Raw genomic sequence first — 15,152 nt, forward strand, 5'->3', positions numbered from 1 at the left:
CGGACACTATATAAAAGATAGGGTGCTATCAGGAAAGGGGAATGAATTTATGAAAAAAAGAACGAAGGCCATAATAACTGTGCTGAATATGATCCTACTGTCGCTGGCGCTGTCAGCATGCGGCGGGGATTCGGAACAGGAAGAGCATGTGATGCAGGCAATGTATATACCTTACGGAGAGGATTCTTTCGTATTTATAGAAGAAGAAAACGGGACGGTGTTTACCGCCACGATACCGGAAGAATTATATGATATCAATGGGAAACAGATAACGGGTGCTCAGCTTAAGAAGGGGAACATCGTAAAGATTACCGGCAACGGAGTCATGGCGGAATCTTATCCCGGACAGTATCACGGTGTCAGCCGTATGGATATTGTCGAAGAGGGACAACCATCCGATGCGGACCAGTATCAGCATATCATTGACGGTATCTACCAGGAGCCAGACCCTTCGCTTCCACCGACGGCGAGTGCGGAGTATACCACTGAACTGGCCATTGCCAATGTCTATCTGTCAGAAGGCGGTTACTCATGGTCATATGAAGATGAAAATGGAGAGACACAGTCAGTAGTCGCTGACTCGGCACATATACTCACATGGAGAGACCTGATAGATATCAATCTTGACAGCCCGACAGATCTGACGCTTCAATTCTCAGAGGCGCCAGGGGAAGTGAAGGCGGAGCGGTGGGATATCTCTCTATGGAAGAAGGAAGGTATCGAGGCAGATATTCCGGAGGGTGAGACTGTGAAAACAGAGAGTAAAGACGAAAGCTGGGTGATACCGAATGCAGATAAGGGATATGTTTACAGGATCACAGCTTCCTGGGAGAATGGAAAAAGGGAATTCGGGTTTCGGATCCCATAAGTTTCATGAGGGAAAGATATGCAAAAAATATTGCATATCTTTTTCTTTTGGCCAATTTTAACAGTTGACTGCTGGTTGATATCATAAATCGGAAGTTGATTGACAATCCATTGTGATTTATTTGAAAAAGACATACAATAGCAGCAGGAGGTGAGACAATGAAGGAAATAAATATCGGAAAAATTTTGATAGAAAAGAGACAGGAGAAAGGGATCACACAGGAGGAACTGGCAGTGTATGCAGGTGTCTCAAAGGCTGCGGTATCGAAGTGGGAAACGGGAGTCAGCTACCCGGATATCTCTCTGCTGCCTCAGCTTGCGGCATATTTTAATATCAGCATTGATACGCTGATGGGATATGAACCACAGATGACAAAGGAGGATATTCGGAAATTGTACCACCGCCTTGCAGCAGATTTCGCACACAGGCCTTTTCAGGAAGTGATGGCGGAATGCGAAGCCATCATCCGGAAGTATTACTCCTGTGAATCCCTGCTTCTTCAGATGGCAGTGCTGCTGCTGAATCATGCGCAGATGGCGCCGGATGCCTGTGAGGTGCTTGACATGACGATCAAACTGTGCAAAAGGACCAGGGAACTGTGCGTGGATGTCTGGTCCGCAAAGGAGGCATCACAGGTTGAGGCAAGTGTTTATCTGATGCGGCGCGAGCCTCAGAAGGTCATGGAACTCTTCGGTGAGACACTGCAGCCGATGACACAGGAGTCAGAACTCCTGGCAATTGCCTGTCAGGCGGCAGGAAATACTGCTGAGTCAAGACGGTTCATGCAGGTCTGCATCTACCAGCATCTTCTATTCCTGGTGGGTGACAGTATACAGCTGTTAACCAATAATCTGCTGGATGCGAAGAAAACTGAGGAGACGATACAGCGTATCCTGCAGGTGTGCAGTATTTATGAAGTGGACACGCTGCATATGAATACGGCCCTCAATCTGTACATGGTATGTGCGCAGTATTACTGCCGGGTGGAAAACAAAGATGAAGCAGTCCGGATGCTGGAACGGTATGTACATGTCTGCTCAGCCATGGACTTTCCCCTGCGCCTTTGCGGAGATTCTTATTTTGATCAGATTGAATCCTGGCTAAAGGAGCTTGAACTGGGGCTGGAATCTCCGGTGAACACGGACGTGATCAAAGAATCACTGATGAGAGGACTTACCGAGACCCCGGAACTGAAGATACTGAAAAATGACGCGAGATTTAAAAGACTGGTACTGCAGCTGACGCAGATCCTGGAGGTGAAATAAATGGAATTGTTCAAAGAATATTTTGTGGTCTTACTGCCGGTAATTTTGATTGAACTGGTACTGATGATTACCGCACTGGTACATGTGCTGAGACATCCCAATTACCGATTTGGGAACAGAGTGTTATGGGCGATCGTCGTTGTCTTTATTCAGATCATTGGACCTATTCTGTATTTTGTGTTTGGCCGGGGGGAAGAAGGATGAATGCACTTGAGATAAAAGGACTTGGAAAAGTGTTTGGAACGCATACAGTGATAGACGACCTGAATCTCCGGGTTCCACAAAACTGTGTGTTTGGTTTTTTGGGGCAGAACGGGGCAGGGAAGACGACAACGATGAAGATGATCCTGGGACTGTTAAAGCCGGATTCAGGGGAAATCCATGTGTTTGGGGAACGAGTTTCCTATGGGCAGACAAATACCAACCGGTATATCGGTTTTCTGCCGGATGTACCGGAATTTTACGGGTTTATGAAACCGGAAGAATACCTCAGGCTCTGCGGGGAGATCACGGGAATGGAGGCACGACAGATTAAGATTAGAAGTGATGAATTGCTGAAGCTTGTGGGGCTGGGAGACACGAATAAGAGAATCTCCGGGTTTTCGCGCGGTATGAAGCAGCGTCTGGGCATCGCACAGGCGCTGCTGAATCAGCCGAGGCTGCTGATCTGTGATGAGCCGACCTCGGCGCTGGATCCGCTGGGCAGAAAAGAGATTCTGGATATACTGGAGAAAGTGAAAGAGACGACGACGGTCTTATTTTCCACGCATATCCTCTCGGATGTGGAACGTATCTGCGATGATATTGCAGTGCTGCATCGTGGAAGGATTGAACTGCAGGGAGATCTGGAGAAGATCAGGGCACAGCATCGTCATGACAGCATACGCGTCATCTTTCAGGATTCCGGGGCATTGTCGCAGTTCCTGAAAATACCGGAAATCAGAGAATTAAAGCTGAACACGGAAATATCGGGGACAGAACTGATCTGTCGCGTAACGGATGCCATGGAGCAAACGGAAAAAATATTGCTGACACAGCTTAGCATGCACAATATTTTGCCGATGAAATTTGAGGTTCTTGAACCGACACTGGAAAATATGTTTATGGAGGTGGTCGGATGACGGCGTATACTGCATTTGTGAAGAAGGAATTCTGTGAACAGATCAGGACATATAAGTTACTGGTCCTGGGACTGGTGTTTTTGCTCCTGGGGATGATGAATCCTCTGACGGCTAAATTCCTGCCGGAATTAGTAGAAAACTTCCTGCCGGCGGAAATTACAATGGAGATCCCGGAGCCGACGATGATGGACTCCTGGATACAGTTTTTTAAAAATGTGCCGCAGATGGGACTCTTCGTACTCGTGCTGGTCTTCGGGGGAAGCATATCGGGTGAACTGCAGAGAGGAACGCTTATCCCTGTTTTGACAAAGGGAATGATGAGAAGGACAGTAATATTCTCAAAATTTACCGCCGCATGTCTGACATGGACTGCAGCCTATACGGTATGTTTTGGTGTTTCTTGGCTGTACTCAGCATATTTCTGGGGGACAGAGATTGACATGCGCAGACTGCTTGCCGCTGTCGGTATGGTATGGCTGTTTGGAATCCTGCTGCTTTCCGTTGAATTGCTGGGCGGTATACTGTTTACAGGCGGATGGGGAAGTCTGCTGTTCACCGGTATATTCATTGTACTTCAGTTTTTACTGGGTATCATCCCGGCTGCGGGAGATTATCTGCCGGTTCGGCTCGTGTCTGATAATATGGAAATGCTTCAGAGCCAGGCTGTTCGGGATGGTTTTGGCATTTCTGTTTTAATAACGGTGCTTACCACACTCTTATGTCTTGGCATTTCGGTTCTATTGTTTAATAAAAAGCACATTTAACGAAAAAGGTCACGGTAAAGTTTGCAAACCCTGTTTATTTATGTTACGGTGTAATCCAGAAGACAAATGGTAAGTACCCCGGGTAAACAGACAAGGAGGACTGCGCTTGAAATGGAAAGAGGAGCTGAGATATAACATTACGGAAGCATGCGAAGTGAAGGATTTATTAAAACTTGACGCCGTGGAAGAGGAGCAGATGTGCAGGATACTGGATCGTTTTCCGATGACGATTCCCAGATACTATTATTCGTTGATTGACCGGGAGAATCCGGATCAGGATCCGATTCGGAAGATGTGTATTCCGTCTGTTGAAGAGACTGATGTAGCAGGCGATTTTGATACCAGCGGAGAGGCGGAGAATACGGTGATGCCGGGCATGCAGCATAAATATCGCGAGACGGTCATGATCTTATCCACGAACCGCTGCGCGATGTACTGCAGGCATTGTTTTCGGAAACGTCTGGTTGGAATATCAGATGACGAGACGGCAGAAAACGTGGAGGATATGGTGGAGTACGTAAGTACGCATAAAGAGATCAGCAATGTGCTGATATCGGGCGGAGATGCATTTTTGAACAGCAATGAAGTTATCCGCAGATATCTGGAAGCTTTCAGCCGGATTGAGCATCTGGATCTGATCCGGTTCGGAACGAGGACATTGGTTTCTCTGCCAAAGAGAATTTATGAGGACCCTGAACTGATTGAGATGCTGAAACAATATAACCGGACAAAGAAGATTTATGTGATGACTCATGTGAATCATCCAAAGGAATTGACAGGTGAGGCGAAAAGGGCCGTCGGGATTCTGAACCGCGCCGGCATCACTGTCAAAAACCAGATGGTACTGCTTAAGGGAGTTAATGACAGCGGAGAAACAGTAGGGAAGCTGTTACGGGAAATGACTGCATGCGGCATTATTCCCTATTACATATTCCAGTGTCGTCCGGTAACCGGAGTGAAGAACCAGTTTCAGGTGCCACTGGAACGCGGATATGAGATCGTGGAAGAGGCAAAACATCAACAGAATGGACAGGGAAAATGTCTGCGCTATGTCCTGTCACATGTGACGGGAAAGATAGAGATACTGGGAAATCTTCCGAATGGCCGGATGCTGTTTAAATATCATCAGGCGAAAGAGGAGGGGGACCAGGGACGTATATTCACACAGCGGCTTAAAGAGGGGCAGACGTGGCTGGATGAGATACCGTGAATGGCAGAAAGTATCAGAATGCCTGCGAGCCTGAATACCTGGCTGCCATAGATGATCAGGTGTCCCAGACCCTGTTTGCTGCTGATAAATTCACCGATGATGATACCAACCAGGCACAGACCGATGTTAACTTTCATCACACTTAAGATGAGCGGAATCGAAGAAGGAAGGACGACCTTTATAAGGGCGTCTTTTTTTGTGCCCCCGAATGTGTAGATCAGTTTCAGCTTTTCTTTATCGACCTCCTGGAATCCCGTGTAAAGATTGATGATGGCACCAAATATCGCCACCGACATACCGGCAACGATGATGGTTGTGGGTTTTGCTCCGAGCCATACGATCAGCAGCGGGGCAAGCGCAGATTTTGGGAGGCTGTTTAAAATGACAAGGTAGGGCTCCAGGATATAGGAAAGCCTGGAAGATATCCAGAGCAATACAGCGACCCCGATGGAAAGCAGTGTGACAAAAAAGAAGCTTACGAGTGTCTCGAACAGTGTGGTACCGATATGAAGCATCAGCCCCTGATGAAGCGTCATATCCACGATGGTCCGAAGGACACGTGAGGGACTGCTGAAAATAAAAGAATCAATCCAGCCGAGCCGGGTGCTGACCTCCCATAAAGACAGGAAAACTAAAAAAATCAGTATCCGGACAAGCTGGATGACCTGTCTGTCCCTTTTTTTTGATTTCAGATAATTCTTTTGTCCGATCGACATTTCACGAAGTTCATTCATGGTCATTCAGTTCCTTCCATATCTGATTAAAATATGTTTTGAACTTCGGGGCACTGCGTGAAGTAAGCGGTGTACGGTCAGGAAGTTCCAGATCAATGGGGATGGTACATTTGATTGTTGCAGGACGTTTTGTAAGGACAATGACAGTATCAGCCATACTGATTGCTTCTGATATATCGTGTGTTACGAGGATTGCCGTTTTCTCCTCCTGTTTAATGATGTTTCCTATGTCATCTCCGACATTCAGACGTGTCTGATAATCAAGAGCAGAAAACGGTTCATCCAGAAGCAGCAGATCAGGTTCAAGAGCCAGAGTACGTATCAGAGCTGCACGCTGGCGCATTCCGCCGGACAGCTGAGAAGGTTTTGCATTTTTAAAGGAGTCCAGGCCGTAAGTCTGCATCAGACTTTCAATATAAACTTCCTTCTGCGGCGTGACCCGTTTCTGCGTTTCCAATCCCAGCAAAATATTGCTGTAGACAGTCCGCCACTCGAATAGATGGTCTTTCTGCAGCATGTAACCGATGTTCATCGGTTTCTCTGACAGGCTTGTTCCGCCCAGAAGGATTTCGCCTTCTTCCGGTCTGAGCAGTCCGCAGATCAGATTTAAAATGGTGGATTTGCCGCATCCGCTCGGTCCTACGATCGCAAGGAAGCCGCCTTTGGGAACCTGAAATGATATATGGGAAATGGCAGGGGTCTCCCCTTCCAGAGAATGGTAAGAAAGGCTGACATTTTTCAGCTCTAACAATGGTTGGTCCATGGTATTCCTCCATGATATGTTTACAATATCATATGAATCGATTGCACGAAATGTCAGAATGAATTACAATAAAAGAAAATGAGTAACAGTTCAGGACGGCGAGGAAATCGGTGCAGAAGATGGCCGTCCTGTCAAGAAGACGGCCGTCCTGATCAGTTACGAAAATGAAAAAGACAGGAGTTTTCCAGCAAATGAAGCAAAATTATCAAAAACAGTTGGATGAGCTGATCACAGAACAGGGGGAAAGAGTACCAAAACTGCTGCTGCACAGTTGCTGTGCACCGTGCAGCAGTTATGTGCTGGAGTATCTTTCTCAACATTTTTCCATTACAGTTTTTTATTATAATCCCAATATTTATCCGGAGGAGGAATACCGGAAACGTGTGAAGGAACAGCAGGAATTCATTAAAAGACTGAACGTAAAGAATCCCGTCGGATTTCTTGAAGGAAAATTTGAGCCTGAGGAATTTTATAAGACAGCTGCAGGAATGGAGACACTTCCCGAGAGAGGAGAACGCTGTTACTATTGTTACCGGCTGCGTCTTCATAAGACCGCGCAGATCGCCAGTGAGAATGGATTCGAATATTTTTGCAGCACATTATCCATCAGCCCCCTTAAGAATGCAGAGTGGCTGAATGAGATAGGAGGGGAGCTGGAGACTGTCTGCGGGGTGAAGTGGCTGCCGTCAGATTTTAAAAAGAAGGAGGGATATAAACGATCTGTTGAACTTTCGGAGAAATATGGTCTGTACAGGCAGGACTACTGTGGCTGTATTTTCTCTAAAAAACAGCGGGAATCAGAGAAAAAGAAGAATAATACTTGCCATGGAAAGTAGAGGATGGTAAAATCAATCAAGATAAGGTAGACACAGGAGACTGTGCCCGAAAAAAGAAATGAGGAATGTTTATGGCACAATTGTGGGGCGGACGTTTCACGAAAGAGACGGATCAGCTTGTGTATAATTTTAACGCTTCGATCGGATTTGATCAGAAGTTTTATGAGCAGGATATCAAAGGCAGCACTGCCCATGTAAAGATGCTTACAAAACAGGGAATCCTGACAGAAGCAGAGCGCGATGAGATTATTGACGGACTGGAAGGAATTCTGAAAGACGTTCAGGAAGGCCGGCTTCCCATCACCTCGGAGTATGAGGACATTCACAGCTTTGTGGAAGCCAATCTGATCGACAGGATAGGAGAGGCAGGGAAAAAACTGCATACTGGCCGCAGCCGGAACGACCAGGTGGCACTGGACATGAAGCTGTATGTACGGGACGAGGTCTGTGAGCTGAAGACCCTGGTTGTGAAACTGCTCGCAACCCTGAACCATATTATGCGTGAAAACCTTGAGACGTATATGCCGGGATTCACACATCTTCAGAAAGCGCAGCCGATTACACTGGCACATCATATGGGTGCATATTTTGAGATGTTCAGACGCGATTACGAGAGACTGTGTGATATTTTTGAACGTATGAATTACTGTCCGCTTGGATCCGGGGCACTGGCAGGAACTACATATCCGCTGGACCGGGACTATACGGCACAACTTCTCGGTTTTGCGGGACCAACCAGAAACAGCATGGATTCCGTTTCCGACCGGGACTATGTGATTGAATTGCTGTCAGCGCTGTCCACAGTCATGATGCACCTGAGCAGATTCTCGGAGGAGATTATCATCTGGAACTCCAATGAATACCAGTTTGTGGAGATCGATGATGCTTACAGCACGGGAAGCAGTATCATGCCTCAGAAAAAAAATCCGGATATCGCAGAGCTGGTGAGAGGGAAAACAGGGAGAGTGTATGCTGCCCTGACCTCCATTCTGACTACGATGAAAGGGATTCCCCTCGCATATAATAAAGATATGCAGGAAGATAAGGAACTTACCTTTGATGCCATCGATACGGCGAAAGGATGTCTGGCACTGTTTGAGGGAATGCTGGCGACCATGGAATTTAAAAAGGACGTCATGGAAAAGAGTGCACAAAAGGGATTTACCAATGCAACGGATGCAGCAGATTATCTTGTTGGCAGAGGTGTTCCATTCAGAGATGCGCACGGTATTGTCGGTCAGCTCGTTCTGTTTTGCATTGAACACAACATATCACTTGATGAGATGAAGCTTGTTGATTATAAAAAAATCAGTCCGGTATTTGAAGCGGACATCTATGAGGCGATCAGTCTGAAGACATGTGTAGAAAAACGCATGACGCTTGGAGCACCGGGACCGGATGCAATGAAACAGGTGGTCGAGGAAAACCGGGCATTTTTAGATGGGATTTCATGTTAGGAAGAGGAGATAAAAAATGAGTGAAAAATTACGTGTAGGAATCTTAGGCGCAACGGGTATGGTAGGTCAGAGATTTATCTCTCTGCTGGAGAAACATCCGTGGTTTGAAGTAGTGACAGTGGCAGCCAGCCCCAGAAGTGCAGGCAAAACTTATGAGGAAGCAGTCGGAGGACGCTGGAAAATGACAACACCGATGCCGGATGCAGTGAAAAAGCTGGTTGTCATGAATGTGAATGAAGTAGAAAAAGTAGCATCAGGTGTTGATTTTGTATTTTCAGCTGTTGATATGTCAAAAGATGAGATTCGTACCATCGAAGAAGCGTATGCAAAGACAGAGACACCGGTTGTCTCAAACAACAGTGCACACAGATGGACACCCGATGTGCCGATGGTTGTGCCGGAGATTAACCCGGAACATTTTGACGTGATCGAATTTCAGAAGAAGAGGCTGGGAACAGCCCGCGGCTTTGTCGCAGTCAAACCGAACTGCTCGATACAGAGCTATGCACCGGTTCTGACTGCGTGGAAGGAATTTGAACCGTATGAAGTAGTTGCAACGACATATCAGGCAATTTCCGGGGCAGGAAAGACATTCAAAGACTGGCCGGAAATGGTGGAAAATATCATTCCTTATATCGGCGGAGAGGAAGAAAAAAGTGAGATGGAACCGCTTCGTCTCTGGGGCAAGATCGAAGACGGTGTGATCAAAACTGCGGAATCACCGGTGATTACCTGTCAGTGTATCCGTGTCCCTGTATTAAACGGACATACTGCTGCAGTATTTGTAAAATTCCGCAAACATCCTGCAAAAGAAGAACTGATCGACCGTATCGTAAACTTCAGAGGAATCCCGCAGGAGTTGAACCTGCCAAGCGCTCCAAAACAGTTTATCCAGTATCTGGAGGATGACAACCGTCCGCAGGTTACCCTGGATGTGGACTATGAAAACGGCATGGGCATCTCAGTGGGAAGACTGCGTGAAGATAAAGTATATGACTACAAATTTGTAGGTCTTTCCCACAATACGGTCCGCGGAGCAGCGGGCGGTGCAGTGCTCTGTGCCGAGACACTGAAAGCAAAAGGATATATCCAGGCGAAATAGCCGGAAAGTGATCCAAATGGCAAAATCTTTATATATTGCAGAAAAACCGAGCGTCGCGCAGGAATTTGCAAAAGCCTTGAAAATCAATGCCCGGAGAAATGACGGGTACCTGGAGTCAGAGAATGCTGTGGTGACATGGTGTGTCGGACATCTTGTCACCATGAGCTATCCGGAAGAATATGATGAGAAGTATAAAAGGTGGAGGCTTGAGACCCTCCCCTTTTTACCGTGCGAATTTAAATATGAAGTCATTCCGGGGGTGAAGAAGCAGTATGATATTGTAAGCGGACTGCTGCGAAGGCCGGATATTACGACGATCTATGTATGCACAGACTCGGGACGGGAGGGAGAGTACATCTACCGTCTCGTTGAGATGATGGCAAATGTCACGGATAAAGACCGCAGGCGTGTATGGATTGATTCCCAGACGGAAGAAGAGATTCTGCGCGGAATCAGGGAAGCAAAGGATCTGAAGGAATACGACAACCTTGCGGCATCTGCCTATCTGCGCGCAAAAGAAGACTATCTGATGGGAATCAATTTTTCACGTCTGCTCTCCCTGAAATATGGGAACAGCGTTGCAAATTTTCTGGGGAGTAAATACCAGGTAATCTCAGTCGGACGGGTCATGACATGTGTACTGGGCATGGTCGTGCGCAGGGAGCGTGAGATACGAAACTTCGTAAAAACACCATTTTACCGTCTGATTGCAGGATTGGAGCTGGAGGGATGTGCACTGGAAGGGGAATGGCGGGTCAATCCCAAGAGCCGCTTTTTCCAGTCGCCGGCACTCTATAAAGAGAACGGTTTCCGAGAGGAAAAGGATGCGAAAGCGCTGGCGGATGAACTGTCTGCGCTGGATCCGCTTCAGGCTGTTGTGCAGAATATTGAGAAGAAAAAAGAAAGAAAAAATCCTCCTCTTTTGTATAATCTGGCAGAGCTGCAGAATGAATGTTCCAGACTGCTGAAAACCAGTCCGGATGAGACGCTTCGCATCGTTCAGGAACTGTATGAAAAAAAGCTTGTCACCTATCCGAGAACGGATGCCCGTGTACTCTCGAGTGCAGTGGCAAAGGTTATCTCACAGAATCTGCGGGGACTGCGGCAGTATGGCGTTACTGCAGAATTTGCTGACGAAGTGCTGCAGGGGGGGAGTTATCAGGGGCTTGCGAAGACACGGTATGTCAACGACAAGCAGATTACGGATCACTATGCGATCATACCGACCGGACAGGGAATTCCCGTTCTCGCGAAACTGCCGGCAGTTTCACAGAAAGTCTATGAGCTGATCGTGCGAAGATTTCTGAGCATATTCTATCCGCCGGCTGAGTACAGGAAGCTTGCACTCACTGCTGGTATTGGACAGGAAACATTTTTTACGAACACTAAAGTGCTGCTGAATCCGGGGTATCTGAAGGTAGCACATGCCTCTTTTATAAAGAAAAAAGATGGGGAGGATTCGGATGGAGATTCCGGGACACCGGGTCTGGCGGACATTCTGGAAAAGCTGAAAAAAGACCAGATTCTGGGAATTCGCGGGTTTGAAATCAAAGAGGGTGAGACAGCACCTCCGAAGCGTTATAATTCCGGTTCCATCATACTCGCGATGGAAAATGCGGGACAGCTGATCGAGGACGAAGAGCTGAGAGCGCAGATAAAAGGAAGCGGCATCGGCACAAGTGCAACGCGCGCTGAAATCTTAAAAAAACTGATTGCCAACAAGTATATGGCACTCAATAAAAAAACGCAGATACTAACGCCAACGATGCTGGGAGAGATGATCTTTGATGTGGTGAACAGTTCCATACGCTCGCTGCTGAATCCGGAACTGACGGCCAGCTGGGAAAAAGGACTGACTTATGTGGCAGAGGGAAGCATAACAGAGGATGAGTATATGCAGAAGCTGGAGAAATTCATCATGGACCGTACAACAGGGGTGCTCAGGCTGAATAATCAGTATCAGATGAGGAACTGCTATCAGGCAGTCTCTGAATATTATCAGAAGGGAGCAAAAAAGAATGGATAAGATTAAGATTCAGGATTTATATACACTGGAGGAGACCATTGCAAAAGAGCTATTCGAGGGAAAGACATATCCCTGGGAGGTTCTCGCAGATATCGGGGAATTTGCTGAAAAACTTGGGATGACACTCTCCGAACAAGAATATGACTGCATTGACGGGAACATCTGGATTGCAAAGTCAGCAAAGGTAGCTTCTACAGCTTCCATCACAGGACCGGCTATTATTGGAAAGAATACGGAAGTCCGCCCCGGGGCATTTATCAGGGGAAAAGCGATTGTAGGTGAAAATGCGGTCGTCGGAAACTCTACGGAACTCAAAAATGTTGTTCTGTTTAACCGTGTACAGGTCCCGCACTATAATTATGTGGGCGACTCCATCCTGGGATACAAAGCGCATATGGGAGCAGGCTCCATCACCTCCAATGTGAAATCCGATAAAAAGCTTGTCGTGGTAAAAGGAGAGGAGACCTGCATCGAGACGGGGCTTAAGAAATTTGGTGCCATGCTCGGTGACGAAGTGGAAGTGGGTTGTAATTCTGTGCTGAATCCGGGTACGGTTGTAGGTGCTCATACGAATATTTATCCGCTTTCTTCCGTGAGAGGCGTCGTGCCGGAGAACAGTATCTTTAAGGCGCCGGGGTGTGTTGTGACGAAAGAAGATTGAGGTATAACAGAGTCCAAATATGATAAAGTCGGGGTTGGCAAGGTCACGCACAAAATTTGCGGAGGCGTTGCCAATCATTGCTTTTTATGTTTTTGTTCTATACGATTGACAGCTTATGGGTCTTATCGGGACACAGTTTCTGGTGGCAGACGTGAAGATCATACCGGACATTAGATTAAGCCAGCAAAGCATATACAATACGCTTCACTGGCTTTGCTGTAATAATTTAACATTGCTCTGGCTACTTAAATATACAGAAATTCTCAATACCTGTTTGCAGACATTAAGTATGAGAGGAATGCTTTGATTACTATGCGATCTGTACGTTTGCGGCCTGTAATCCGCGGTTACCTTCAACGGTATCAAAAGTAACTGACTGCCCCTCATCTAACGATTTGAATCCGTCGCTCTGAATTGCAGAAAAATGTACGAATACATCAGCCATGCCTTCTCCTGTGATAAATCCAAACCCTTTTTCAGCATTAAACCATTTTACCGTACCTTTATTCATGAAAGATACCTCCTGTTTTTTTATTGTATTTTTTCGGCATATAAAAAATCGCATATCACTACAGATCATGAACAGAATAATGATCTACAGTGATATGCGAAATCAAAAGTCTTTAAAACACTTTTATTACTATATCACATGTACATGATGGAGTCAAGAAAAAAATAAAGGTAAATCAAATGAAGTGAGATATGAGCAGACATTATTTGCCCTCGAACGCGCTGAAGGCAATCCAGGGGTATACTTAAGTGAGGACTGTGCTTTTGAATATCTGCTGTCACTGACAGGGGATCAAAACAGAAGACAGGGTCTGACTCACCCGGCGCTTGCAAAGCTCAGGAGATATGACATTGAGAATGGCGGTGAATTCTATAACACGCTGTATCAGTATCTTCTGAACGAACGCAGCATTCTGCTGGGATCAAAAAAACGCACGGAGTTATATCTGTATCAGATAAGGAACCGATGAAGATACAATGATGTTACTTGTCGCGCTCTTCAACAAAGAAATCAACAAGCCGCCGGATATCATCAAGACAGGCGCCACAGACGGTACTGGCACCGGTTGCCTCCTGAACTTCCTCCAGGGTATCTGCGCCTGAATCAACCGCATCCTTAATCATGCCATTTGTAACACTCATGCAATTACATACAATCTTATCCAAATTCATAATATACCATCCTTTCATGGATATGGTACTCAGATTCAAGAAAAATATTCGGAATGACATCATATTCAGAAATTTATCGTAAATAAAATAGACACTATGAGAGATGATCACAGACTGGATATCAATCATAGTGCCTTATTTATCTTATCTTATTTGGTAGCTTCCTCGATCGCAACAGCAACGGCAACAGTCATACCTACCATCGGGTTGTTTCCTGCGCCGATCAGTCCCATCATCTCCACGTGAGCCGGAACGGATGAGGAGCCGGCGAACTGTGCATCAGAGTGCATACGTCCCATGGTATCTGTCATGCCGTAGGAAGCAGGACCTGCTGCCATGTTGTCCGGATGAAGGGTACGTCCTGTACCACCGCCGGAGGCCACAGAGAAGTATTTTTTACCCTGTTCAACGCATTCTTTTTTGTAAGTTCCCGCGACAGGGTGCTGGAAACGTGTCGGGTTGGTTGAGTTACCTGTGATTGAAACGTCAACCCCCTCTTTGTGCATGATCGCAACACCTTCCGTCACGTCGTTTGCGCCGTAGCAGTTAACTTTTGCGCGGAGCCCTTCAGAGTATGATTTTCTGAAGATTTCCTTTACTTCTCCGGTATAATAGTCCATCTCAGTCTCTACATATGTAAAACCGTTGATACGTGCGATAATCTGTGCAGCATCCTTTCCAAGACCGTTCAAGATAACTCGAAGAGGCTCTTTACGGACTTTGTTTGCCTTCTCAGCGATACCGATCGCACCTTCTGCAGCTGCAAATGATTCATGTCCTGCAAGGAATGCAAAACATTTTGTGTCTTCTTCCAGAAGCATCCTGCCAAGATTACCGTGACCGAGACCTACTTTACGCTGATCAGCGACGGAACCCGGGATACAGAATGCCTGAAGGCCTTCTCCGATAGCAGCGGCAGCATCGGCAGCCTTTGTGCAGCCTTTTTTGAGTGCGATGGCAGCGCCGGTGATATATGCCCAGCATGCGTTCTCGAAACAGATCGGCTGAATGCTTTTCACCTGATCGTAAACGTTAAGTCCGGCATCTTTGGTGATCTTTTCCGCTTCTTCCAGCGAAGCAATTCCGTAACTGTTCAGTACTTTGTTAATTTTATCAATTCTTCTTTCATATGATTCAAATAAAGCCATTATTTTTTCCTCCTC

17 protein-coding genes are annotated in these 15,152 nt (G+C 46.5%); 12 read left to right on the top strand and 5 right to left on the bottom strand.

Annotation, left to right across the window (positions count from 1 at the left end; genetic code table 11):
- The first annotated feature begins 49 nt into the window (after positions 1-49).
- The 6 genes from MCG98_RS11500 (at position 50) to MCG98_RS11525 (ending at position 5,228) form a co-directional block, all read left to right on the top strand.
- Complete coding sequence (locus tag MCG98_RS11500) at positions 50-868, top strand: hypothetical protein (RefSeq protein WP_240302114.1); 819 nt, start codon at positions 50-52, stop codon at positions 866-868.
- Positions 869-1,026: 158 nt separating this feature from the next.
- Complete coding sequence (locus MCG98_RS11505) at positions 1,027-2,133, top strand: helix-turn-helix transcriptional regulator (RefSeq protein ID WP_240302115.1); 1,107 nt, start codon at positions 1,027-1,029, stop codon at positions 2,131-2,133.
- Positions 2,134-2,337: a PLD nuclease N-terminal domain-containing protein gene (locus tag MCG98_RS11510; RefSeq protein WP_240302116.1), complete on the top strand. Its 204-nt coding sequence runs from the start codon at positions 2,134-2,136 to the stop codon at positions 2,335-2,337.
- Complete coding sequence (locus MCG98_RS11515) at positions 2,334-3,254, top strand: ABC transporter ATP-binding protein (RefSeq protein WP_240302117.1); 921 nt, start codon at positions 2,334-2,336, stop codon at positions 3,252-3,254. The genes MCG98_RS11510 and MCG98_RS11515 overlap by 4 nt, the downstream gene beginning before the upstream one ends.
- Positions 3,251-4,018: an ABC transporter permease subunit gene (locus MCG98_RS11520; RefSeq protein WP_240302118.1), complete on the top strand. Its 768-nt coding sequence runs from the start codon at positions 3,251-3,253 to the stop codon at positions 4,016-4,018. The genes MCG98_RS11515 and MCG98_RS11520 overlap by 4 nt, the downstream gene beginning before the upstream one ends.
- Before the next feature lie 106 nt (positions 4,019-4,124).
- On the top strand, positions 4,125-5,228 hold the full coding sequence (locus tag MCG98_RS11525; RefSeq protein ID WP_240302119.1) for a KamA family radical SAM protein: 1,104 nt from the start codon (positions 4,125-4,127) through the stop codon (positions 5,226-5,228).
- On the opposite strand, the gene MCG98_RS11530 is transcribed toward MCG98_RS11525, so the two are convergent.
- On the bottom strand, positions 5,144-5,968 hold the full coding sequence (locus MCG98_RS11530; RefSeq protein ID WP_345891650.1) for an ABC transporter permease: 825 nt from the start codon (positions 5,966-5,968) through the stop codon (positions 5,144-5,146). The genes MCG98_RS11525 and MCG98_RS11530 overlap by 85 nt on opposite strands.
- Positions 5,955-6,725, bottom strand: a complete 771-nt coding sequence (locus MCG98_RS11535; RefSeq protein ID WP_240302120.1) for an ABC transporter ATP-binding protein — start codon at positions 6,723-6,725, stop codon at positions 5,955-5,957. Before MCG98_RS11535 ends, MCG98_RS11530 begins: the two co-directional genes overlap by 14 nt.
- Positions 6,726-6,916: 191 nt before the next feature.
- Here MCG98_RS11535 and MCG98_RS11540 point away from each other — a divergent pair, with 191 nt between their 5' ends.
- The 5 genes from MCG98_RS11540 (at position 6,917) to MCG98_RS11560 (ending at position 12,807) form a co-directional block, all read left to right on the top strand.
- Positions 6,917-7,561 carry an epoxyqueuosine reductase QueH gene (locus MCG98_RS11540; RefSeq protein ID WP_240302121.1) on the top strand — a complete coding sequence of 215 codons (645 nt, stop codon included), beginning with the start codon at positions 6,917-6,919 and terminating at the stop codon, positions 7,559-7,561.
- Between the two features lie 71 nt (positions 7,562-7,632).
- A complete protein-coding gene (gene argH / locus MCG98_RS11545; protein ID WP_240302122.1) occupies positions 7,633-9,018 on the top strand; it encodes an argininosuccinate lyase in 1,386 nt (461 codons plus the stop codon).
- 16 nt (positions 9,019-9,034) lie between these two features.
- The gene (asd, locus tag MCG98_RS11550) at positions 9,035-10,120 is read left to right on the top strand and encodes an aspartate-semialdehyde dehydrogenase (RefSeq protein WP_240302123.1); all 1,086 of its coding nucleotides are present in this window, start codon (positions 9,035-9,037) and stop codon (positions 10,118-10,120) included.
- Positions 10,121-10,136: 16 nt separating this feature from the next.
- Complete coding sequence (locus tag MCG98_RS11555) at positions 10,137-12,146, top strand: DNA topoisomerase (RefSeq protein ID WP_240302124.1); 2,010 nt, start codon at positions 10,137-10,139, stop codon at positions 12,144-12,146.
- The gene (locus MCG98_RS11560; protein WP_240302125.1) at positions 12,139-12,807 is read left to right on the top strand and encodes a UDP-N-acetylglucosamine pyrophosphorylase; all 669 of its coding nucleotides are present in this window, start codon (positions 12,139-12,141) and stop codon (positions 12,805-12,807) included. Before MCG98_RS11555 ends, MCG98_RS11560 begins: the two co-directional genes overlap by 8 nt.
- 310 nt (positions 12,808-13,117) lie before the next feature.
- Here MCG98_RS11560 and MCG98_RS11565 read toward each other — a convergent pair whose 3' ends face one another.
- Entirely contained in the window at positions 13,118-13,318 is a 201-nt protein-coding gene (locus tag MCG98_RS11565) for a cold-shock protein (RefSeq protein ID WP_028529860.1), read from the bottom strand.
- A 184-nt stretch (positions 13,319-13,502) separates the two neighbouring features.
- Between MCG98_RS11565 and MCG98_RS11570 the strand changes: the two genes are divergently transcribed.
- Positions 13,503-13,787, top strand: a complete 285-nt coding sequence (locus tag MCG98_RS11570; RefSeq protein WP_240302126.1) for a hypothetical protein — start codon at positions 13,503-13,505, stop codon at positions 13,785-13,787.
- A 13-nt stretch (positions 13,788-13,800) separates the two neighbouring features.
- Here MCG98_RS11570 and MCG98_RS11575 read toward each other — a convergent pair whose 3' ends face one another.
- Together MCG98_RS11575 and MCG98_RS11580 are read right to left on the bottom strand one after the other, a co-directional pair.
- Positions 13,801-13,989, bottom strand: a complete 189-nt coding sequence (locus MCG98_RS11575) for a (2Fe-2S)-binding protein (protein ID WP_240302127.1) — start codon at positions 13,987-13,989, stop codon at positions 13,801-13,803.
- 149 nt (positions 13,990-14,138) lie between these two features.
- Positions 14,139-15,137, bottom strand: coding sequence for a GGGtGRT protein (locus MCG98_RS11580; RefSeq protein ID WP_240302128.1), 999 nt, complete (start codon positions 15,135-15,137; stop codon positions 14,139-14,141).
- Between the last annotated feature and the right edge of the window lie 15 nt (positions 15,138-15,152).

Origin of the sequence: Ruminococcus sp. OA3 (genome assembly GCF_022440845.1) — a bacterium.
Classification (GTDB): Bacteria; Bacillota; Clostridia; order Lachnospirales; family Lachnospiraceae; genus Ruminococcus_G.